This window comes from Bacillus sp. LLTC93, from assembly GCF_002993125.1.
GTDB classification, from domain to species: Bacteria; Bacillota; Bacilli; order Bacillales; family Bacillaceae; genus Bacillus; species Bacillus zhangzhouensis.
Genome location: NZ_PVME01000001.1, coordinates 633,791 through 656,354, shown reverse-complemented (window position 1 = coordinate 656,354; position 22,564 = coordinate 633,791). Strand labels below are relative to the sequence as shown.

Genomic DNA, 22,564 nt, shown 5'->3' with positions numbered 1-22,564 from the left:
ACGACAATATCTTATGAGAGAAAGGATTGGATGAATGATGAATTTTCAACATAAAACCGTCATCATCACAGGCGCAGCAAATGGAATTGGTGAAGCAATCGCCTACGGCTATGCAAAAAAAGGGGCGCGTGTCGTGCTTGCGGATATTGATGAAGAGAAAGGCAAATGCTTGGAGGAGCAGCTAAGAAAGGAGTCCTATGAAGCCTACTTTAAAAAAACGGATGTGAAACAAGAGAAGGATATTCAAGACTTAATGTCGTTTGCCGTGGAGCGTTACAAAACGATAGATATTCTCATCAATAATGCTGGTGTCATGTGCACAAAATCCCCTTATGAATTAACGGTTGATGAGTTTGATCATGTGTTACATACGAATCTAAGAGGAACTTTTTTATGTGCAAGAGAAGCAGCGCGTTATATGAAAGAGAATCCAAAAGGTGGTTCCATTGTGAACATTTCATCCACTCGCGCGACAATGTCAGAACCTGATACAGAAGCGTATGCGGCATCAAAAGGCGGGATATCAGCGCTTACTCATGCCCTGGCGGCTTCCTTTAGTCAGGATCACATAACGGTGAATAGCATTTCCCCTGGATGGATTGAAACGAAGGATGAGAATAGTCTTCGAGAGATCGACCATCAGCAGCATCTTTCCAATCGAGTCGGTACGCCAAAGGATATTGTCAAAGCTTGTTTTTATTTAACAGATGAAGACAATCAATTTGTGACGGGCTCAGATTTAGTCGTTGATGGCGGGATGACAAGAAAGATGATTTATGCTGATTAATATAAAAAATATTGACGCTTTGATTCAGCCGCAGTACAATATGTAACAATTCAGCTGAAGATCGAGTAAAAAAAGAAAACAAAGCGCAAATAGAGAAGAGTACATAGTCGCTGCCTCACACAGAGAACTCCGTTGAGCTGAGAAGGAGCTGGGAAGCGTTATGGAACCAAGCCTCTTAGCTCTGCACCGGATTCCTTCGGTTGGTGGTGCAGCGAAATTCTCCCGTTACAGAGAAGGGTGAATGATGACCTGCTAAGGTTCATCTGGCAACAGATGAATGAACTGAGGTGGCAACGCGGAGTAAATCCCGTCCTCAAGACAGAAATGTCTTGGGGGCGGGATTTTTTTGATGACAAATAGGGGGGACAATGATGAAAAAACATTGGCGGGATATGAGTATTTTACTTGGAGCCATCGGCATTGCGAACATAGGAGAATGGATTTATATGATTGCCCTCCATCTGCTCATTTTTGAAGAAACAGGCTCTGTACTTGCTGTAACAGCTATCTATATGCTAAGACCGGCCGCTGCTCTTTTGACAAATAGCTGGTCTGGCAGTTTGATTGATAGGCTGAATCAGCGGAATGTGATGATCAGTTTAGATATAACCCGCGCGATTCTGATTGCCTGTATCCCCTTTGCCTTATTTTCAGGACACCTGCTGATTCTATATGTTATGGTGTTTCTCATTCAGATGGCACAAGCGATGTTTCATCCAGCGTCGATGGTGTACATGACAGGGCTTATCCCGGCGGGTAACCGAAAACGGTTTAATGCCATTCGGTCTTTATTACAATCGGGTGGATTTTTACTTGGACCCGCAGTAGCAGGGCTACTTTTTTTGATCGGTACACCTGTCTTTTCAATGTATGTAAATGCAATCTGCCTATTTATATCTGCTCTTTTGACGCTGTGTTTACCGATTTTGTCAAAATCAGTCGAAAGCCAAAAAGGCTTTTCCCTTTCAATGTTAATGGAGGATGCGAAGCTTGTTCTTCGATTTAGTCTGACGTCACGCCAGGTGATGGCGGTGTATTTATTATTTAGTGCCGCCATGACGGTACTGCCTACTGCCATTGACTCACTTGAAACAGCCTTTGCAAAAGAAGTGCTGATGCTGACCAATACAGAATATGGTCTTCTTGTCAGTATGGCTGGAGCGGGGATCATCTTAGGCGCATGTCTCAATTCGGTCATTGTCGAGAGGCTGCCTGTTTCCATCATGCTTGGGGTGGGCAGTTTGTTTGTTGCTTTTGGTTATTTGATCTATGCTTTTTCTAGCTCATTATTGGTAGCGGCTGTTGGCTTTTTTGTTCTAGCATTCTTTTTAGCATTTGCTAACACAGGTTTTATGACGTTCTATCAAACGAATATCCCGGTAGAAGTGATGGGGAGAGTGACGAGCTTTTATGCTTTATGTGAAGCTATTCTGACGATTGGTATGACAGGAATCTCTGGCGGAGTTGCACACGTTTTATCTATACGAACCTCCGTCATCACGGGGTGTATATGTATGCTTCTTGTCTGTCTATTTCTATGTTTTGTCATCTTTCGTCCATTGACTGACAAAAAAATAGTGCGTCTTACTTAGAAAATTAAAAAAATTATGTTACAATTATTTAAGTAAGTTAATTAAATTGATGAGAAAAGGAGTCTTACAAATGAAAGCACTACGCTGGCACGATCAAAAGGACATTCGACTAGAGGAAATTGACGAACCAACAGTTGCTCCAGGAAAAGTGAAACTAAAAGTGAAATGGTGCGGCATTTGTGGTAGTGATTTACATGAATATCTAGGAGGACCTATCTTCATTCCTGTGAATGAACCTCATCCACTGACAAAAGAAAAGGCACCTGTCACACTGGGACACGAATTTTCTGGTGAGGTTGTTGAAGTAGGAGAAGGCGTGAGCCATTACAAAGTGGGCGATCGAGTAGTTGTAGAGCCTATTTTTGCGACTCATGGGCACCAAGGTGCTTATAACTTAGATGAAAACATGGGCTTTTTAGGACTTGCCGGAGGCGGCGGTGGATTCTCTGAATTTGTATCTGTCGATGAAGAATTACTTCATTTATTACCAGACGAAATTTCATATGAGCAAGGGGCGCTTGTAGAGCCTTCTGCAGTTGCTTTATATGCTGTTCGTTCTAGTAAAGTACAAGCTGGCGACACAGCGGCTGTGTTTGGCTGCGGACCAATTGGTTTACTTGTCATTGAAGCTTTAAAAGCAGCTGGCGCTACAGATATTTACGCAGTTGAATTATCGAAAGAACGCCAAGAAAAAGCAAAAGAGCTTGGAGCGATCATTGTTGATCCTTCTCAGTATGAAGATGTTGTTCAAGAAATTGCACGCCGTACAAACGGTGGCGTCGATGTTTCTTTTGAAGTGACAGGTGTACCTGTTGTATTGAAGCAAGCAATCCAATCAACTAGAATTTCAGGAGAAACTGTCATTGTAAGCATTTGGGAAAAGGGCGCAGAAATCATGCCAAATGATATTGTCATTAAAGAACGTACAGTTAAAGGAATTATCGGCTATAGAGATGTATTCCCTTCTGTATTAAACTTAATGAGAAAAGGCTATTTCTCCGCAGATACTCTCGTCACAAAAAAAATCAAGCTGGACGATGTGATTGAGGATGGCTTCCATGCTTTAATCAATGAAAAAGATCAAGTGAAAATTTTAGTCAGTGCTGAATAAGTAGGACGACAAAGAGAATGGCATATGCCATTCTCTTTTTTTAACGTCCAAGAGATCTTCCGTACACGCTGACTCGTTTCTCTAATAAAGCAAAAGCTAGTTCAAAGAAAATGCTAAGCAGCCAATAGATCAAAGCAGATACGAGGTATGTTTCTAAAAACTGATAGCCATCATTTGCAATGATGCGAGAGATTCCCATGATTTCCAGTACACCAATTGTAAACGAAAGGGATGTGGCTTTTAATAACTGAATGAGCTGATTTCCTAGATTAGGTAAGGCAACCACAAATGCCTGCGGCAATATAATGCGCAGCATCGCCTGTCTTGTGGTCATGCCAACAATTTTCGCTGCTTCAAGCTGTCCTCTATCTACAGCCAGGAGTGCACTACGCACCACCTCTGTTAAGTGTGCGGCTGAATGCAGGCTGAAGGTAATGAGGGCAACAGCCAAGGGGGAGACCATATCTGGATGAAAGGTCAGCCCGAATGTGCCGCTCATGTTTGTCAGAATAAAAGGGAGACCATAAAAGAAAGCAAACAGCTGAACAATGAGAGGGGTGCCTCTAAAAAATGAGACGTAGAGCGTGACAAACTGCCGAAGCACAGGAATACGAAAGAGACGAATGAAAGCAAAAACAGATCCAATCAAAAGGCTCACAGCCATGGAAACGAGTGCAATCAATAAAGTAAAAGGAACGCCTTTCAGAATATGCGGTACTTGGTCAATCGCAAATGGAATATCAATGGTTTGCATCAAATCGCCTCCTTAACGTGACAGGCTGGTACGGCCTTTTACAAATTTCTTTTCAAGCAGCATGGTGATCAGTTCAATGCTCATGCAGATAAGCCAATACACAATCGCAATGATCACGTACACTTCAAACATGCCGATTCCGTAGTTATTCCCTAAGATGATCTTGACCTGCCCCTTGATATCAATAAGTCCGATTGTAAACGCAATGGCGGTGTCTTTCACGAGATCAATGGTGTAATTTCCGAGGTTTGGAAGTGCAATGAGAAAGGCCTGAGGGATAATGATCCTTATCAATGCCTGAGTATCTGTCATCCCAACAATGTAGGCCGCTTCAAGCTGATCTTTCCCAACAGACGAATACGCACTGCGGAATACTTCAGATAAATAAGCGCCCGTATGTAAAGAGAATGTGATCATCACAAATAACACACGATCCCAATGATTGATTTGAATCCCCGCCACCAGTAAAAGCTGAGGCAGTCCAAAATAAATCAAGAATAGCTGAACAATTAAAGGCGTACTTCGTGTAAAAGATAGATAGATAACAGCCAATTGTTTCAGCACTGGGATTTGTTTAATTCGAATGCATGCAAATAACAGGCCGATGATGATGGCAAAAAACAATGACACCACAATAATAAGAAAAGTGAGTGGCAGGCGTTCAAGCACCTGTAAAAAGATACGCAGCCAATCTCCTGCTGTAAACGTCATGACGCTTCCTTCCTTTCTTCATATTGATAGCCTTGCTCTGATATGTAGTCAATATCTTGAAAGAAATCAACTCCGAACCACTTTTTGGCAAGAGCAGGTAATGTTCCATCATCAATCATCTCTTGTGTGACCCGATCCAATTCTCCTGCAAGCTGCTTTTGGCTAGGCTGTAAGACAAGATAGATGGGTTCCTTTGACACAATGCCGCCAACTTTGACCTTAAGGTGTAGATGCTTTTGAATCGTATCAAAGGTCGAAATGTTCATAAAAGCCGCATCGGACCGCCCGCTTTCTACTCGCTTTAAGTTGAGTTCATTTGAAGGGCTTTCAATAGTTGTCAGTGGAATTTTTGGATCATGTTCTTCATTATATTGATTTAATATGGATCGCAGCCCGCCACTAGGACTGACGGGAGCCAGCTTTTTAGATGTCATATCGTCAAGCGATTGAATATCTTGCTCTGATTCATTCACAATTAAACCCGTCATCGAATAGCCGTACGGAACCTTAGGATAAAGAAACCGCTTTTCGCGTTCAGGGTTACTGAAAAACCAATTAGCTGCCATTTCAAACTTCCCGGCGCCAACACCAATTAAATTGGATTCTTCCTCGCCAAAGATAAAGTCAAAATGAACGTGAGGCAATCGTTTCTCCACTTCATTTAAATAGTCGATATTATAGCCGATTGGCTCGTTTCGGTCATTTGTGGCTAAAAAAGGCGGATTGACTTCAGCACTCAGTGCGACTTTCACAATCTGTCTGCCATCCTCTGTCGTTGTTTTCACACTGCTGCAGCCAATGAGCGAGAGGAGAAACAAAAGGACACTAGCGGTAGTGAATGCTCTCTTTCGCTTCATCTGTTTTCCTCCGATCCTTGCCACATTCCGCGATGAATTCGTGATAAAAATTGTTTCGTACGTTCATGCTGTGGCTTGATCAGGACGTCTTCCGGGGATCCCTGCTCAACAATTTCGCCATCCGCCATAAAGATCACCGTATCCGCTACGTCCTTTGCAAAAGAAATCTCATGAGTCACAATGACCATCGTCATCCCTTGGCTCGCAATATCTTTGATCATTTCAAGAATTTCTCCTACCATCTCTGGATCCAGTGCTGACGTAGGCTCATCAAACAAAAGCACCGCAGGATTCATCGCAAGAGCACGGGCAATCCCAATTCGCTGCTGCTGACCTCCGGATAATTCACTCGGAAACGCATCTTTTTTATGAAGAAGTCCAATACGCGTTAAAAATTGCTCTCCGACCTTTTCTGCTTCTTTTTTAGACATGTTTTGAGACACAATCAATCCTTCTGTAATATTTTCAAGTGCTCGTTTATTTTGAAACAAGTGATAATGCTGAAACACCATGGAAGATTGCTGTCTGAGTTTTAAAAGGTCTTTTTTATGATATCGTTCAAATTGAATCGTGGCTTCTCCAACCGTCAGCTCTCCTTTGTCTGGAATATCAAGGCTGTTTAAACTGCGAAGAAGTGTTGTTTTTCCTGATCCGCTCGGTCCGATAATTGCGACCACTTCACCTTCTTGTACGGTGAAATCAATGCCTTTTAACACATGGGTCTGCCCATAAGATTTATGTAGATTAGTAGCTGAGATCATAAAAGCATCACGTTCCTTTGACATATGTACTTAATATTGATAAAATTTAACACATTAAATCCTATAAGTAAAGTATGTTTTATTCATTCCAATTGGAATAATCAGCATGATCATAGATTGCGAGAAACAGAGGAGTTGGATACGTTTTGTCTAAAGCATTATTTGTCAATACAGATTTTCAAAGAACATGGCTTCATCAACTAGAGTCTCTTCGTGAAACGATCGAACAATCCGCAAAAGAACATGATGAAGGCGCTTATTTTCCTAAAAAGAATATAAAATCATTAGTAGACATGGGGTATACGACCTTGTCTCTGCCTGTTGAATATGGAGGCGGAGGTCAATCTGTGACGGATATGGTTCTATTTCAAGAGACGCTCGGCAGCATGGATGGAGCGACTGCCTTATCGATCGGCTGGCACCAAGGGGTGGTAGGTGAAATTTATGAAAAGAAACAATGGAGTGAAAAGCAGCTGCATTTTTTTGCTGAAGAAGTGAAGAAAGGTGCCCTTGTCAACCGGGCCGTGAGTGAGGCGCAGACAGGCAGCCCAACAAGAGGGGGCAAACCCGGGACAACAGCAACTAAATCAGGTGATCAATGGGTGATCAATGGACGCAAAATTTTTACAACGATGTCACCAGCACTCACATACTTTTTAGTTGGCGTGTGGATCGAAGAAAAAGAAGCGCTGGGCTTCTTTTTAATTCATCGTGATACAAAAGGTGTTTCTATAGAAGAAACGTGGGATGTTGTTGGCATGAGAGGAACAGAAAGCCATGATTTGATTTTGGATCAGGTTGAGGTTTCAGACGACATGCTCGTTGAAGTGCAAAAAGGGCCTCGTGGCGGTACGTTAAATCCTTGGATCGCACATATCCCTTCCTGTTATTTAGGAATTGCGCAAGCGGCAAGAGATTATGCTGTTCAGTATGCCATCACACATTCACCGAACAGCATCAGCGGAACGATTAGTGATCTGCCCAATGTCCAAAATCTCATTGGTGAAATCGATTTACTGTTAAAACAAGCACGTCACGTCATTTATTCAACGACTAAATTGTATGAGCAGCTAGAAAAAAGAGCGCTTTTATCCAATGAATTCGGCGCTGTGAAGCATACAGTCGTCAATCATAGTCTGCAAATTGTCGATAAAGCCATGCGTTTAGTCGGCGCGAAAAGCTTAAGCCTTAGTTGTCCGCTTCAGCGTTACTATCGAGATATTCGTGCTGGACTTCATAACCCGCCAATGGACGATATGACCATATCAAAAATAGCGAAGCAGGCCATTGAAGAAAAAAAAGAGCGCTCATATTAAACAGAAAGCCGGGTGAAACCGGCTTTTTTGTTTGAAAGAAAAGAGGACAAGCGTCCCTTATTTCTCATCGTTCAACATGCTACAATCGATGAAAATCATGGAAAAAGGAGCGATTGTTTTGAAGAAAAAGCACATGAAATGGCTGTTTTCCGGCGTCATGCTTGTGGCGCTTTGTATGAGCCAGCCTTCATCAAGTGAGGTAACAGCTCCAACATGGTCAGTAGATGACATCATGAAAGATCGAGAAGGCACGTTTGTGATCCAAGAAGTAAACGAAAAGTCGCCTTGGGTGTATAACAAAAAAAGAGCGAAAGAGCGCTTTGCGCCTCAATCGACGTTTAAGGTGGCTAATGCCTTAATCGGACTTCAAACAGGCGCAGTGAGAGATGAATACGATATTAAATATTGGGATGGGGTGAAAAGAGAGATTGACAGCTGGAATAGGGATCATACATTAGGATCTGGGATGAGAGATTCAGTCGTCTGGTACTATCAAGCCATGGCGCGTGACATTGGGGAAGAGCGCATGGGCCATTGGATTAAAGCCATTCATTATGGGAATCAAGACATATCTGGCGGAATCGAACAATTTTGGTTAAGCAGTACATTACGTATTTCTCCATTAGAACAAGTCCGTTTTCTCAAACAGCTATATGAAGAAAGCCTCCCATTTGACCGTGCCGTCATGAAAACCGTCAAACGAATGATGATACAAGAAGAAGAGGAAAATGCCGCCCTATACGGAAAAACAGGCTCCGGCTCAGGCATCGGCTGGTACGTAGGATTTATCAAATATAAAAGTAAAACCTACATCTTCGCCACAAACATTGAAGGCATGGGAATAGAAGCGAAAGCTATTACTTATCGTATATTTAAAAAATATCATTTGATTGAAGCATCCTTATAGGGTGCTTTTTTATTAGTCCTATCCTTTTACCTTCACAACTGAGGTTTTGATAAATCAAAAAATATTATGAACAAGAGAATAGATAATGATGGTTGAATAAAGAATTGTCATATAAATAAGCGAATAGGTAAACATGAATGTTGCCCACTTCTCGGAGTTCATCCGCTTGTAACCGAAAATACTTAAACAAATCCATATAAGACCTAGAAGGAGTGACACAAACATAAGCCCAATGCTTAAAGAATAGAAAAGAAAACTGCTTAATGTGATCGCTATAATATAAAGATTCGTTTGTAAGTATGTTCTTTTCATTCCTTTTACAACAGGTAACATAGGAATGTTTGCAGCTTGATATTCATTGTATTTTCTAATGGCTATAGAATAAAAATGCGGCATCTGCCAAATAATTGTAATAACAAACAACCCAATAATAGCAGGGTGTGTGATGTCTGGAAAAATTGCTGCCCATCCAATAAGAGGGGGCATTGCTCCAGAAATGCTGCCAATTTCCGTATTGTAAATGGTTCTTCTTTTACTCCATATCGTATAAGGAAAAATATAAAAAAATAAACCTATGAATCCTAGAATAGCTGCTAGATAGGTTGTAAATAGTAAGAAAACCATTCCTATGATAGACATCATGATACTAAGCCACATGACTGTTTTAGGATTTACTTCTCCTGTTACAGTAGGTCTATTTTTCGTTCTATTCATAACGGAATCTATGTCTCTATCATAGACATTATTTAAAGCACCAGCAGCGCCTATCAATAAAATTGAGCCGACAAAAGCAAATAGTATCTCAAAAGATTTATCGGTGATTTCAATTTGGTATGTATATAATGCCAAGGTTAATCCAGCAAACATTGGGATCAAATTTGATTTAATAATTCCTGATTTAACTGTTTGAGCGATGATATCAGTTTTCCTTTTGTGAACTTTTCTCCCCATTTTTCTCATTGTCTTCCCCTTTTCATTAGCAAGAATGTTGTACTTTATTAAACAAACCTTGTGGAATTTACATACTAATTGGTATATTAATTCTATATGGTATGATTGTCAAGAAAAGGAGGGTGAGGAATGATTAGACAAAGAAAAACGCAAAAGGAAAGGAAAGAAGAAACAAGGAAATTACTTTTAAAGTCGGCTGTTGAGAATTTCGCCAAGTATGGTTTTCATGGGGTCTCAATTGATAAAATGACAGAACATGCGGGATTTAGCAAAGGGGCCTTTTATGCGCATTTTCATTCTAAAGAAGAGATTTTTTTAGCTCTATTGGAGGAACAAATGCAATTACATGTAGAAAAAATTAATGCTTTTTTAGCTGAGAAGCCTTCTCTTTTACACTTTCCAGAAAAAATGAATCAATACTCTCTTTATAGTCTCGAAGCAAATCGGACGTGGAGTCTGCTAAATATGGAATTTCTTCTATATGCAATGAGAAATGAAGAAGTACGATATAAATGGTCGGATATGATCCTCCAATCTGTCAAACAAATAGCCCAATCCATTGAAAAATTGATAAAGAAAGAGAATGTTACATGTACCCTTTCATCTGAAGAAATGGCATGGACGATCCTTTCATTGGAAAATGGAATGGCCATATTCCATTATATTAACCAAGATCATATACCTCTTGATTTATTAGAAAAATCCCTTAAAAAAATCCTTTTACCTTAATAAAAACTAAGTTGTTCGTGTTAGAATATGACAAAGTTAATCGACCGAAACAAGAAAAAACAATTATATCTCTAACTTCTCGAAATAAGACTCGGTGCTTAATATTCAAAATTAAAAGAAGATATAGAGGAAGAGTTAAAAAATACTAAGATCGACATGAACGGTGTAGAGAGGGGGGGCATTGGCTTGAAACAGCTGGAACACTTATTTGTTCGTTCAGAGAAAGAATTCAGGTCATATCAGTATTTAGTGGGCAATGTGTTTGACCAAAATAGAAGACTACCACAACAAGTATTCAGAAAGAATTTTGATTGTTTTTTGTTTCAAGAATTTGATTGGGCTTTAAGTGATGATATTTTAACATCTATAAAACAATTATCAAATCTAACAAAAGATAGGGAGTTTTTGACGGCAGTTCTTCAGCCAGATCCAGTAGAATACTATGGGATGTTACTCGCAATAGAATCGAAAAAAGTATGTTTCGACTCACAGGAATTTATTTGCAGTGAATAGAAAGATCTCAATAAAGTCTAGATGAGATTTTAAAAACAATGAGAGAAAGGGGAAAGGTCCATGAATATCAGCCAAGATAAACAAGGATTAATTAATGATTTGAAGAAACGCTATCAATACGTTTTTCATTCCGCTTATCCAGATGATATCATCTCTTTTGAAGAAGAAACTGGTATATCCTCAGATGATTTTTATTTATTTTTTTCACTTGTTGCAGGCAGCTTGAGTCTTGTGATCGATCATAAACGAATACCGAAAAAACAGTTAAACGTACTGCGTCACTCATTTGAAGAGCAATATCCCCAAATCAAATCGTATCAACATATCCTTGAATCGTATCCTTTATTGCATTCCTATGTTCAATACCATGAAGAAACAAGAAAACGAATCATTGCACTGATACAATAACCTCTTGGAGGACAAACGATGACATGGTTTTTAGATGAAAAAATCCAGAAACAAATCCCTGATTTCGATATCAACCATCTAAAGCAAATCAATGAATTTCACTACTTTAAAGAGTATAATGAACATTACGACTTGATCAACTGTATTGTTCTGCACATTCCATAAGAATCTGTGACCCATAAAGCAGACATCCATCTAAAATTCACCAATGTATCTTCTGTTCAAATCAAAGATTTGGACCTAACAGACGATGCTAGTCTTTTCTTGAACATTCAGCCTCTGGATAGAGGCTGGGAAAACATCAATTATTTCGTAGAAGACTATGAAGAAGATCATTTTTCATTTTATTGTCAAGCGGTTCAAGTCATTCAAGTGATTTTGAATGAATCGTGATGGCTGATCTACATATGTGCGAATCATGCTTCTCCATCCCAACATAGAAAGGTGCAATGACATTGAATCGAATGATGAAATGGCTTTTATTAGCGGCAGTCATCACTGGCTTATTGGTATGCGCATTCTTTGTGTTCCGTTTAAATCAGCCTAAGCCAACGACGAACATCCATTATGCAGACACACAGAACAATCAGCAAACACTCGACATGTACTTGCCGAAGGGTAAAAATGAAGACAAAAAGAAGAAGCATCCAGTGATGATCTATCTCCATGGTGGTGGCTGGACAGGCGGTGATAAGAATAGAGTCGCTTCAAAGGCTAATTATTTTACTAATCAGGGGTATGTGTTTGTCTCCATGAATTACCGGCTGCACCCTGATGCCCAATTTGAACAGATGGCGGATGATACGGCAAACGCCATTAAGTGGGTCAAGGATCACGCGGATCAGTATCAAATAGATCCATCAAAAATCAATGTCATGGGTCACTCTGCGGGCGGTCATCTAACGGCATTGGTTGCCACAGATTCGACCTACTTAAAACGTGTGGGGCTGTCGCCAAAAACGATCAAATCCATCGTTGTTCTAGACGGACCGTTAAACATCAATCAATTTATCCAAGCCATACCATCGTATAAAAAAGTGTTTGGCAAACAGGAGAAGAACTGGACAAGGGCATCGCCTGTCACTTATATGAATCAATCGAATTTACCGCCTGTCTATTTGGTTACGGGCTGGGAAAATCCTGAGGTGTACCGCTTTGCTGAAAAGCTGAATCATGATAAAGGTTCTCGGTTTGTTTTTCGGGTTCATACGTTGAGCCACAGTGACCTGAATAAGTGGTTTGGATCAGACAGGGCGCCAAAAGAAGCGCAAGAAATGACAAAGGCCGTCATGTCTTTTGTGAATAAACAGAATCAATAACGAAGACCGTATACTCGACAATCCAATTTGCCGCAGTATATGATAATGCGTACATGGTTTGTTATTAAAGGAGTGTATGTTGTTGTCATCACGTATGGAAAATAAAGTATTCAATTGCGAAAAAGAACTGACGCTGAATATTATCGGCGGTAAGTGGAAAATGCTGATTTTATGGCACCTTGGCAGAGAAGGGACAAAACGTTTTGGTGAGTTAAAGTCGTTAATGCCTGGGATTACGCAAAGAATGCTTGTCAATCAGCTAAGAGAATTAGAGGAAGATCACATTGTGCACCGGGAGGTTTATCCCGTCGTTCCGCCAAAGGTTGAATACTCTCTCACAGAACTAGGAGAAAGCTTAATGCCGATTTTAGAGGCGATGTATGATTGGGGCAAACAATATCTCGACAGCAATTTTTTAAAGGGTGATAAATAGAAATACCTACGATAGACAAAGGGCTAAAATGACTTTATTTTAGTCCTTTGTCTTCTTTTCATCATGATAGAAAACCTTTGAAGTCTAGGAAGGACGAGTACTGGAGCGGAGCGAATTGTACATTCGTGAGCACTGGCACGCAGGACTGACAACGAATGCGAAGGTTTGTCTACACGCTGAGATACTGGTCGAAAGACAGTATCTTTTTTGTAACCATATGCAAAAAAGTATAGTATGTAAAAAAAAAGTGCGTACTAGGATTGCTTCATTCCTGTTGTTATACTCGTTTCATGCAAGAAATATTCAAGAGGTATCATCCGCGGAGCTTTTGAAGATGATATAAATGAACAGGAGTGAATATTGATGAAATTACAATTAGCATTAGATTTAGTGAATATACCAGAAGCCATTGAGTTGATAAAAGAAGTAGAAGCATCCATTGATGTGGTCGAAATTGGGACACCGGTTGTGATCAACGAAGGGCTTCGTGCTGTAAAAGAAGTCAAACAGGCATTTCCGAATTTACGTGTACTAGCAGACCTGAAAATTATGGATGCTGCCGGCTATGAAGTGCAGCAGGCATCCGAAGCTGGGGCGGATATCGTCACCATTCTTGCAGCGGCAGAAGATATGTCTATTCAAGGAGCGGTGAAAGAAGCGAAAGCAAGAGGGAAACAAATTTTAGTGGACATGATTGGTATCAAAGATATCGCGGGCCGGGCAAAAGAACTGGATGAGCTTGGAGTAGATTATATTTGTGTGCACACAGGCTATGACCTGCAAGCGGTTGGTCAAAACTCATTTGCTGACCTCATGACCATTAAACAAGTCGTCGAACAGGCGAAAACAGCGATTGCAGGCGGTATTAAGCTTGATACTTTACCTGAAGTTGTGAAATTAAACCCTGATTTGATCATTGTCGGCGGCGGTATTGCAAGCCAGGACAATAAAGCAGAAGTGGCCGCACAAATGAAGCAGCTGATCTCGCAATCATGAAAACAAGTGACTATGTGAAAGCCATTTTGAATGAGCTTTCTGAGCACTCATTAGCCCTTCAAGACGAACAAGCAGAGCGGCTTGTCACAAGCATTTTAGCTGCACGAAAGGTTTTTGTGGCAGGTGCAGGCAGGTCAGGTTTGATGGGGAAATCGTTTGCTATGAGACTCACTCATATTGGCATCGAGGCGTATGTAATCGGCGAAACGAATACGCCTTCCTTTACAGAAGAGGATCTCTTGATTGTGGGGAGTGGTTCTGGTCGAACAGAGACATTGCTTGTGCTTGCGAAAAAGGCAAGGGCAATTGGCGGAAGTGTTGCGTCTTTCACGCTTTCAGCTGAATCACCGATGGCTGATCTATCGGATGAAGTCATCTTACTGTCAGGTGCGCCGAAGGATCAACATGAAGGAAGCCATCATACCATTCAGCCGATGGGCTCCCTATTTGAGCAGTCATTGCTTCTGATGTATGATGCGGTCATTTTGCGGTTGATGGAAATGAAAGAGCTCGACACACATACTATGTATGGACACCACGCAAATTTAGAATAGTGTTTTTCAAAGCCTTTCCTCTATTAGAAGGAGAGGCTCAGCGTGTAGACAAACCCTCGCATTCGGTGTCAGTCCTGCGCGCCGGTGCTCACGAATGTCAAATTCGCTCCGCTCCAGTGCTCGTCCTTCCTAGACTTCAAAGGTTTTCAATCACGCTGAAAAGAAGACAAAGGGCTAAAATAAAGATCATTTTAGCCCTTTGTCAACAATCTGAGCCTTTCCTCTATTAGAAGGAAAGGCTTTTTCTGATAAATGGAGAACAAAATGAATGTGGCTTGACATAAGTGATTTAGTGTAACTATAATAGTTACATCTTTAAAGAAAAAACGTAAGCAGTGGAAGGAAGATGAAGATGAAGATGAAGATGAAAGTGCAAATTTGGTCAGATATCGCCTGTCCTTTTTGTTATATAGGAAAAAAACAGCTGGAAACAGCGCTTGAGCAATTCCCGCAGAAGGAACAGATAGAAGTAGAGTTTAAAAGCTTTGAGCTCGATCCGCATGCACCTGTACAAGTGGATTATGATGTGCATGATATGCTCGTCAAAAAATATGGAATGAGCCGCAGCCAAGCAATGGCGATGAATGAGCAGGTGAAGCAAGCCGGCAAAGAGAAAGGAATTGATTTTCAATTCGATCCGCTCGTTTTGACAAACACCTTTGATGCACATCGATTGGCGCAATATGCTGGTAAAATGGGGAAAGGCGATCTTGTCATGGGAGAGCTGTTTCAAGCTTATTTTACAGATGGAAAGCATGTTGGCGATCGCAAAACCCTTTTAGACATAGCAGAAAAAGCAGGTCTTGATCAGAAAGAAGTTCAGAAAGTCTTAGATGATCAAACGTTTGCTGATGATGTACGTAAAGATGAAAAAGAAGCGAGACAGCTCGGAATTTCTGCTGTTCCTTTTTTCTTAATAAACGACAAATATTCGGTTGCAGGTGCACAGCCAGCCGATACCTTCCTTCGTGCGCTTGAAACGGCTTGGACAGAAGAAGCAGCTCAAGCTGAGAAGACCGACGACACCTCTTTTGAAGCCGCATGTGCAGATGGCGTGTGTGCAGTGCCATCTTCAAAAGAAGAGATTTAATCATATAAAAAAATGAGCCTTCTGTGAAGAGGGCTCATTTTTTTCATGCCTTCATTTGTTTGATCGTTTCACCAGGAACGAGTTCAGGCTCATAAAAGGTTTGATCAGGCAGATTCTTTTTTCCTTGGACTTTTTTTATCATCCAGTCTGCTGCATCTCGGCCCATTTGCTCCTGAGGATGTGTCAGCGTTGTCAGCTTCACATGGGCATTTTTTTGGGCAATATACGAATTATCCTGTCCAATAATCGAGAGATCATCTGGAATGGATAGACCGATTTCGCTGCATACATGAGCCACCTCTAACCCAACCTCATCGTTATAGCAAACGAGGGCGGTCAGCTCATGCTGGTGCGCCATTAAGAATGTTTTAATATGATCCCCCAAATGCTGCTTCGATTCTGTATCGAAAAAGAGCACATGCTCAGGCAGGAAATTAAGCTTGGCTTCACTTAGTGCCTGAATATAACCTTTCATCCGGTATTTTCCCTGTAAATCATCTGTCTTTGAAATCAGTCCGATTTGTTGATGTCCAGAGGTAATCAGCTCTTTTGTGGCTAGATAGCTGGACTTTACATCATCCAAACAGAGAAAAGGAACCTCTAATTGCTCATAATAGGCATTGATCATAATGAGCGGTACGTCCTGTTCTTTGAAGGATAGGTAGTACGAAATGTTCGGGTTATATAAGTTGCTTTTTGTCGGCTCGACAATCAGCCCATCCACACCAAAAGACAGCATCATTTCTAGCGCTTTTTTCTCTTGGTCGACATCGTTATTTGTACTAGCTAATAACAGAGAATAGTTCTCTTCATTTAAGCGGCTTTCAATGCCCCGAATGATAGATGGGAAAATGTAATCGGATATGTATGTGGTGATGACCCCAATCGTTTTCATATGAGCATGTCCAGCAGGCTTTGTTTGATATTGATTGGTCACAAATGTGCCTGAGCCTTTTTCACTTCGCAAAAATCCTTCGCTTGACAATTCCAAGATGGCTTTTCGAACCGTATGCCTGCTCACTTGATACATGTCCTGTAAGCTAGATTCGGTTGGAATACGCTCCCCGATCCGGTAATCCCCTGTGAGTATTTTGCTTTTTATATCATCGATAATGATCTGGTACTTCTTTTTCATCGTTTCACTTCTTTCCCAGTTGTTCATCTACTCGGATTGAGAAGAAATTGTATGGACATATTTTAACATGGTTGTCGAATCAAAAACAGGCGCTTTCACTTTTTGCCATTTCATCTTCAAAGAATATGCTGTTTTTTGTCTGATTATGTATGTACAACTATATTTATTATTGACATATGTACGTACAAATATGATATTATGTTTGTGCACAGAGAAAATCAATGAATCTAGAAAAAGAAATTTGAAACCGCTATCAACATGGGGGTGAACGTAGAATGAATCATGAAGAGACGGCCAAAGCCATGAAAGAAGGAAGGACATCTTTAGGCATTGAATTTGGTTCAACACGAATTAAAGCCATTTTAATAGATGAAGCGTTTCAGCCAATTGCACAAGGTACATTTGAATGGGAAAGTTCTCTCCAGGAAGGAATTTGGACGTACAATTTAATTGATATCATTACAGGTCTTCAAGTGGCATATCGTCAGATGAAGGAGCAAGCTGAGCAAATGTATGGTGTGACCATTCAAACCATTGGCTCAATCGGGATATCAGCGATGATGCATGGCTATGTCGCATGTGATCATACAGGAGAGCTCCTCGTCCCGTTCCGAACGTGGCGGAATGCAACGACGATCGAGGCGAGTCAAAAACTAACGGATTTATTCCAATTTCATATTCCAGAAAGATGGAGTATTGCCCATTTATATCAAGCGATATTAGGAGAGGAAAAACATCTTTCCCGCTTAGAATATGTGACGACTCTGTCAGGATACATTCACTGGCTGTTAACCGGGAAGCAGGCCATTGGGATTGGCGATGCGTCGGGAATGTTTCCAATTGATGAAAAAACGAAGGATTATAACGAAGAGATGCTCCATCAATTTGATGCATTGATTGCAGAAAAAGGCTACCCGTGGAAGCTGCGTCATCTTTTGCCGCGTATCTATTTAGCGGGTGAAGAAGCTGGCGTGTTAACGCAAGCAGGAGCATCAATTTTAGATCAAGGCAAACATTTGCAGCCAGGTATTCCATTTTGTCCGCCAGAAGGTGATGCGGGAACAGGGATGGTGGCGACAAACAGTGTGGAAAGGCGAACAGGAAATATTTCAGTTGGGACCTCTGTTTTTGCCATGATTGTGTTAGAGCAGCATCTGACAGGTGTGTATCCAGAAGTGGATATGGTCACGACGCCAGATGGACTGCCAGTAGCAATGGTTCATGCGAATAACTGTACAAGTGACCTAAACGCTTGGATGAATATATTTCGTGAAGCATTTGAAGCAATGGGCCAGCCAGTGGAGTCAGAAAGATTATACGGAGCCTTATTACAGCAATCCTTAGAAGCAGACCGTGATGGCGGCGGGCTCTTAAGCTATGGCTATTATTCTGGTGAAAATATTACAAGATTGCCAGAAGGAAGGCCGCTTTTTGTCAGGTCCGCTGAAAGCCGCTTTAACCTCGCCAACTTCATGCGTACCCACCTTTTTTCGGCATTTGGTGCAATGAAAATAGGGATGGATCGCTTAAAAGAACATGAGCATGTCGTGATTGATCGTTTACTAGGACATGGCGGTTTATTTAAAACACCACTCGTTGGTCAAAAAATGGTTGCTGCTGCACTTGATACACCTGTATCAGTGGTTTCAACAGCCGGAGAAGGCGGTGCGTTTGGGATGGCTGTCCTTGCTTCATATATGGTCAATCAAAAGCAGCAAACGTTGGCTGATTTTCTGACATATCAAGTGTTTGCGAGTACATCAGAAGAGCTCATCGAACCCGACCCACTCGATGTCAAAGGCTTTGAGGAATTTTTAAAGCGCTATCAAGAGGGACTCCCGATTGAAGAAGCGGCAGTAGCGTATCTGACGCCAAAGAGAGGAGTGACAACGGTATGTTAGAGCGGTTAAAAGAAGAAGTGTTTCAAGCGAATTTAGATCTGCCAAAATACGGACTTGTGAAATTCACATGGGGAAATGTCAGTGCGTGCGATCGTGACAGCGGTCTGTTTGTCATTAAGCCGAGCGGCATAGAGTATGACCAATTATCAGCGGAAGACATGGTCGTTGTTGATTTTGACGGGCAAGTGGTGGAAGGGGAATTCAGTCCTTCTTCAGATACAGCCACACATGCTGTTCTTTACAAACACTATGAGGAAATTGGCGGTATTTCACATAGCCATTCCATGTGGGCAACCATATGGGCGCAAGCTGGTCTTGATTTACCAGCAATGGGCACAACTCATGCGGATACATTTTACGGCCCTGTTCCGTGCGCTCGATTTCTTACAGAAGAAGAAGTAAATCGCGGATATGAGGTGGAAACGGGCCGGCTGATCATTGAAACGTTTGAGAAAAGAAAGATAGATGTGATGGCGGTGCCTGGTGTTTTGCTTCAAGGTCATGGTCCATTTACGTGGGGAAAAGATGCAAAAAGTGCGGTGACGAACAGTGTGATTTTAGATGAAGTAGCCAAAATGAATCTTTTTGCAAAGCAATTGAACGAATATGCGGAGCCTCTTCCGCAGCGAATTTTAGATAAACACTATTTAAGAAAACATGGTGCACATGCGTATTACGGACAAAAACCTTCAAGATAAAGAAAAGAGGGATTTCTATGTTAACAAGTCAGAAAAAAGAATGTTGGTTTGTCGTCGGGTCACAGCATTTATATGGAGATGAAGCACTGCAACAAGTAAAAGCAGACGCACAAAGGATGACGGATGCCTTAAATGAAAGCGGTTTATTACCTTATCCAATTATACTGCAGGAGCTGGCTGTCAGCGCAGATCAAATCACACAGCTGATGAAAGAGATCAACTATCGTGATGAGGTAATCGGTGTGATAACTTGGATGCACACATTTTCTCCAGCAAAAATGTGGATCCGCGGTACTTCTCTTTTGCAAAAGCCTCTCCTGCATCTCGTCACTCAATATTATGAAAAGATTCCGTGGGACACGATTGATATGGACTATATGAATCTCCATCAATCTGCACATGGAGACAGAGAATATGGCTATATCAATGCCCGCTTAAATAAGCAAAACCAAATTGTCGCCGGTCATTGGTCTAAACCAGAGGTGAAGCAGCAAATCGCTGATTGGATGGACGTTGCTGCTGCCTATCAAGAGAGCTTTCACATCAAAGTGGCTCGGTTTGGTGACAATATGCGCCATGTTGCTGTGACAGAAGGAGATAAAATTGAAGCGCAGATTCAACTTGGATGGACTGTTGATTACTTTGGGATAGGTGATCTCGTCGAATATGTAAACGCAGTAGAAGAAGCAGAAGTGGATGCACTATTTGCCGATTATTTGACGCAATATGACGTTCATTATGGGAGTTATTCGGTTGAAGAATGGGAAAGAAGTGTGAAGGTGCAAGCGCGCTATGAAATCGCCATCAAACGTTTCTTAGATGAAGGCGGCTACAATGCCTTTACGACAAACTTTGAGGATTTACATGGCATGAAGCAGCTGCCTGGCCTTGCGGTTCAGCGGCTGATGGCAAAGGGATACGGTTTTGCTGGTGAAGGCGATTGGAAAACTGCTGCGCTTGACCGTTTATTAAAGGTGATGAGTCATCATCAATCAACTGGCTTTATGGAGGACTATACGTATGAAATGACCTCTGGGCGGGAAGCGGTGCTGCAATCTCATATGTTAGAAGTAGATCCAGCACTTGCAAATACGAAACCAGTTATTGTCGTGTCTCCACTTGGCATTGGAAATCGGGAAGATCCAGCGCGTCTTGTGTTTGATGGAAAAGCAGGAGAGGGCATTGTTGTCTCCATCGCTGATTTTGGAACACATTTCAAATGGCTGATTCAAGAAGTCGAAGCCTTTGAGCCGGAAGAAGCTGCGCCTCATTTACCAGTTGCTCGTGTGCTTTGGAAAATCAAACCGAACTTTCAGGACGGAGTCAAAGCATGGGTCGAACAAGGCGGCGGTCATCATACAGTCGTGTCTCTCGATTTAACGGTTGATCAAATTGTTCATTTTGCAAAGCTTGTAAATGCAGAATATGTGGTTTTATAGAAGAAGGGTGAAATGCCTTCTACTGTTTACAGTAGAAGGGCTGGGTGAAATGAAAGCGGTTTATTAAGTGAGGGGGTTATCCACTTGGAGAAAAAAGTGTCAAGTAAATTTATCTTCTTTTTCGGGTCCTTTGCAGGAATCTTATTCGGATATGATATTGGCATTATTGCAGGGGCGGAAGGACATATTCAACAAGAATTTCAGCTCAGTCCCTTATGGCTTGGGATTGTCGTCTCTTCATTAATGGGCGGAGCAATCATTGGTTCGATTTTAAGCGGTCTTATGGGGGATAAGTTCGGCCGCAGAAAGCTCATTTTGGTCTCATCGATCATCTTTTTTGTCGGAGCTATCGGATCAGCCATCGCACCAGAAGAGATTACATTAACCATTGCTCGTATTTTTTTAGGGACAGCAGTAGGAACAGCCTCATCTTTGGTGCCGGCTTACATGTCTGAAATCGCTCCTGCTAAAATCCGCGGGAAATTGTCCGGGCTCAATCAGCTCATGATTGTGAGCGGACTATTGCTCAGCTACATTGTCGCGTTTGTGTTTGAGCCCATCCCAGACAGCTGGCGCTGGATGCTGGGAAGTGCCGCTTTATTTGCGATTGTGCTTTATATTGGTATGCTGAGGCTTCCTGAATCTCCGAGATATTTAATTAAACACGGAATGGCTCATAAAGCACGGGAAGTATTAGGATCACTGCGCTCTTCACGTGAAGAAATCGAAGCAGAAATGCAAGAAATTTTAGAAGTCGCAAAAGAAGAACGCTCAGGCATTCGGGAATTGTTCCAAAAGAAATTCCGAATGGCTCTCTTCATTGGGGTTGGGATGGCCACCCTTCAGCAAATACAGGGCGCCAACTCCATTGTGTATTATGCAACGAGTATCGCTAGAAATGTCGGTCTTGCTCCACAGGTCGCAGCAGGTTTTACAGTCATCGTTGGTGTCATTTTCGTCGTGACGACTGTTATCTTTTTACAATTTGTTGACCGGTTTGACCGCCGAACGATCCTCACTGTAGGGGGAACAGGAATGGCACTTTCCTTCTTTGCACCAGCGGCATTAGGTGCACTGGGAGTCAGTGAAGGGATTTTAAACTGGGTCACATTGATTTCACTTTGCTGCTTTATTTTGTGCTATGCCTTCTCGTGGGCGCCGATCACTTGGATCATCATCGGCGAAATCTTCCCGCTCTCTGTCAGGGGCATTGGAGCAGGCATTTCATCTGCCTTTAACTGGACGGGATCATTAGCTGTTGGACTCGTTTTCCCCATCTTGGCTGATCAATTCAGCTTTGGGGTCATCTTCTCCTCATTTGGGGTTATCTGCTTAATCGGACTATTGTTCACCCGTTTTGTTTTAGTCGAAACAAAAGGAAGAAGCTTAGAGCAAATCGAAACCGATATGGCTGCACGTGTATAAAGAAAACCATCTATCCCACGTGGATAGATGGTTTCAGCGTGTAGACAAACCCTCGCATTCTTTGTCAGTCCTGCGTGCCGGTGCTCACGAATGTCAAATTCGCTCCGCTCCAGTACTCGTCCTTTCTAGACTGCAAAGGTTTTCTATCACGCTGAAAAGAAGACAAAGGGCTAAAAT

The 22,564-nt window shown here is 41.7% G+C and carries 24 protein-coding genes; 18 read left to right on the top strand and 6 right to left on the bottom strand.

Features of this window, described 5'->3' with window-relative positions; genetic code table 11:
• Positions 1-37 precede the first annotated feature (37 nt).
• The 3 genes from C6W18_RS03565 (at position 38) to C6W18_RS03555 (ending at position 3,490) form a co-directional block, all read left to right on the top strand.
• A complete protein-coding gene (locus tag C6W18_RS03565; RefSeq protein WP_105926381.1) occupies positions 38-787 on the top strand; it encodes a glucose 1-dehydrogenase in 750 nt (249 codons plus the stop codon).
• Positions 788-1,158: 371 nt separating this feature from the next.
• Positions 1,159-2,379 carry an MFS transporter gene (locus C6W18_RS03560; protein WP_105925993.1) on the top strand — a complete coding sequence of 407 codons (1,221 nt, stop codon included), beginning with the start codon at positions 1,159-1,161 and terminating at the stop codon, positions 2,377-2,379.
• A 70-nt stretch (positions 2,380-2,449) separates the two neighbouring features.
• Complete coding sequence (locus C6W18_RS03555; protein WP_105925991.1) at positions 2,450-3,490, top strand: 2,3-butanediol dehydrogenase; 1,041 nt, start codon at positions 2,450-2,452, stop codon at positions 3,488-3,490.
• Between the two features lie 40 nt (positions 3,491-3,530).
• Here C6W18_RS03555 and C6W18_RS03550 read toward each other — a convergent pair whose 3' ends face one another.
• Genes C6W18_RS03550 through C6W18_RS03535 form a run of 4 tightly spaced genes read right to left on the bottom strand, consistent with a single transcriptional unit; the run spans position 3,531 to position 6,573 of the window.
• A complete protein-coding gene (locus tag C6W18_RS03550) occupies positions 3,531-4,244 on the bottom strand; it encodes an amino acid ABC transporter permease (protein WP_105925989.1) in 714 nt (237 codons plus the stop codon).
• A 12-nt stretch (positions 4,245-4,256) separates the two neighbouring features.
• Complete coding sequence (locus tag C6W18_RS03545) at positions 4,257-4,955, bottom strand: amino acid ABC transporter permease (protein ID WP_105925987.1); 699 nt, start codon at positions 4,953-4,955, stop codon at positions 4,257-4,259.
• Positions 4,952-5,812, bottom strand: coding sequence for an amino acid ABC transporter substrate-binding protein (locus C6W18_RS03540; RefSeq protein ID WP_105925984.1), 861 nt, complete (start codon positions 5,810-5,812; stop codon positions 4,952-4,954). The genes C6W18_RS03545 and C6W18_RS03540 overlap by 4 nt, the downstream gene beginning before the upstream one ends.
• Positions 5,809-6,573: an amino acid ABC transporter ATP-binding protein gene (locus tag C6W18_RS03535; protein ID WP_189318022.1), complete on the bottom strand. Its 765-nt coding sequence runs from the start codon at positions 6,571-6,573 to the stop codon at positions 5,809-5,811. Before C6W18_RS03535 ends, C6W18_RS03540 begins: the two co-directional genes overlap by 4 nt.
• A 146-nt stretch (positions 6,574-6,719) precedes the next feature.
• Here C6W18_RS03535 and C6W18_RS03530 point away from each other — a divergent pair, with 146 nt between their 5' ends.
• Both C6W18_RS03530 and blaBPU read left to right on the top strand, forming a co-directional pair.
• Positions 6,720-7,889, top strand: a complete 1,170-nt coding sequence (locus C6W18_RS03530; protein ID WP_105925980.1) for an acyl-CoA dehydrogenase family protein — start codon at positions 6,720-6,722, stop codon at positions 7,887-7,889.
• Positions 7,890-8,007: 118 nt separating this feature from the next.
• Positions 8,008-8,796: a BPU family class D beta-lactamase gene (blaBPU, locus tag C6W18_RS03525; RefSeq protein ID WP_105926379.1), complete on the top strand. Its 789-nt coding sequence runs from the start codon at positions 8,008-8,010 to the stop codon at positions 8,794-8,796.
• Between the two features lie 54 nt (positions 8,797-8,850).
• Here the strand turns inward: blaBPU and cyoE are convergent, their stop codons facing one another.
• Complete coding sequence (gene cyoE / locus C6W18_RS03520) at positions 8,851-9,747, bottom strand: heme o synthase (protein ID WP_411266069.1); 897 nt, start codon at positions 9,745-9,747, stop codon at positions 8,851-8,853.
• A gap of 129 nt (positions 9,748-9,876) precedes the next feature.
• On the opposite strand from cyoE, the gene C6W18_RS03515 reads away from it, so the two are divergent.
• From C6W18_RS03515 to C6W18_RS03475, 9 genes are all read left to right on the top strand, one after another.
• Positions 9,877-10,476, top strand: coding sequence for a TetR/AcrR family transcriptional regulator (locus C6W18_RS03515; protein WP_105925975.1), 600 nt, complete (start codon positions 9,877-9,879; stop codon positions 10,474-10,476).
• 186 nt (positions 10,477-10,662) lie between these two features.
• Positions 10,663-10,989: a hypothetical protein gene (locus C6W18_RS03510; RefSeq protein WP_223251614.1), complete on the top strand. Its 327-nt coding sequence runs from the start codon at positions 10,663-10,665 to the stop codon at positions 10,987-10,989.
• 60 nt (positions 10,990-11,049) lie between these two features.
• On the top strand, positions 11,050-11,397 hold the full coding sequence (locus C6W18_RS03505; RefSeq protein ID WP_105925973.1) for a YxiJ family protein: 348 nt from the start codon (positions 11,050-11,052) through the stop codon (positions 11,395-11,397).
• Positions 11,398-11,415: 18 nt separating this feature from the next.
• The gene (locus C6W18_RS20230) at positions 11,416-11,562 is read left to right on the top strand and encodes a hypothetical protein (RefSeq protein WP_223251613.1); all 147 of its coding nucleotides are present in this window, start codon (positions 11,416-11,418) and stop codon (positions 11,560-11,562) included.
• A 284-nt stretch (positions 11,563-11,846) separates the two neighbouring features.
• Complete coding sequence (locus C6W18_RS03495) at positions 11,847-12,716, top strand: alpha/beta hydrolase (protein ID WP_105925971.1); 870 nt, start codon at positions 11,847-11,849, stop codon at positions 12,714-12,716.
• A 76-nt stretch (positions 12,717-12,792) separates the two neighbouring features.
• Complete coding sequence (locus C6W18_RS03490; protein WP_034324843.1) at positions 12,793-13,149, top strand: winged helix-turn-helix transcriptional regulator; 357 nt, start codon at positions 12,793-12,795, stop codon at positions 13,147-13,149.
• 363 nt (positions 13,150-13,512) lie between these two features.
• A complete protein-coding gene (gene hxlA / locus C6W18_RS03485; protein WP_105925968.1) occupies positions 13,513-14,145 on the top strand; it encodes a 3-hexulose-6-phosphate synthase in 633 nt (210 codons plus the stop codon).
• The gene (hxlB, locus tag C6W18_RS03480) at positions 14,142-14,699 is read left to right on the top strand and encodes a 6-phospho-3-hexuloisomerase (protein ID WP_105925966.1); all 558 of its coding nucleotides are present in this window, start codon (positions 14,142-14,144) and stop codon (positions 14,697-14,699) included. Before hxlA ends, hxlB begins: the two co-directional genes overlap by 4 nt.
• A 364-nt stretch (positions 14,700-15,063) precedes the next feature.
• Positions 15,064-15,789, top strand: a complete 726-nt coding sequence (locus tag C6W18_RS03475) for a DsbA family oxidoreductase (RefSeq protein ID WP_105926377.1) — start codon at positions 15,064-15,066, stop codon at positions 15,787-15,789.
• Between the two features lie 43 nt (positions 15,790-15,832).
• Here the strand turns inward: C6W18_RS03475 and C6W18_RS03470 are convergent, their stop codons facing one another.
• The gene (locus C6W18_RS03470) at positions 15,833-16,924 is read right to left on the bottom strand and encodes a GntR family transcriptional regulator (RefSeq protein WP_105925964.1); all 1,092 of its coding nucleotides are present in this window, start codon (positions 16,922-16,924) and stop codon (positions 15,833-15,835) included.
• Positions 16,925-17,199: 275 nt separating this feature from the next.
• On the opposite strand from C6W18_RS03470, the gene C6W18_RS03460 reads away from it, so the two are divergent.
• The 4 genes from C6W18_RS03460 (at position 17,200) to C6W18_RS03445 (ending at position 22,387) form a co-directional block, all read left to right on the top strand.
• Positions 17,200-18,825, top strand: a complete 1,626-nt coding sequence (locus C6W18_RS03460) for a xylulokinase (RefSeq protein WP_105925959.1) — start codon at positions 17,200-17,202, stop codon at positions 18,823-18,825.
• On the top strand, positions 18,819-19,523 hold the full coding sequence (locus C6W18_RS03455) for an L-ribulose-5-phosphate 4-epimerase (protein ID WP_105925957.1): 705 nt from the start codon (positions 18,819-18,821) through the stop codon (positions 19,521-19,523). The genes C6W18_RS03460 and C6W18_RS03455 overlap by 7 nt, the downstream gene beginning before the upstream one ends.
• A 17-nt stretch (positions 19,524-19,540) precedes the next feature.
• Positions 19,541-20,962 carry an L-arabinose isomerase gene (araA, locus tag C6W18_RS03450; RefSeq protein ID WP_105925955.1) on the top strand — a complete coding sequence of 474 codons (1,422 nt, stop codon included), beginning with the start codon at positions 19,541-19,543 and terminating at the stop codon, positions 20,960-20,962.
• 84 nt (positions 20,963-21,046) lie between these two features.
• Positions 21,047-22,387: a sugar porter family MFS transporter gene (locus C6W18_RS03445; protein ID WP_034324859.1), complete on the top strand. Its 1,341-nt coding sequence runs from the start codon at positions 21,047-21,049 to the stop codon at positions 22,385-22,387.
• Positions 22,388-22,564: the final 177 nt, after the last annotated feature.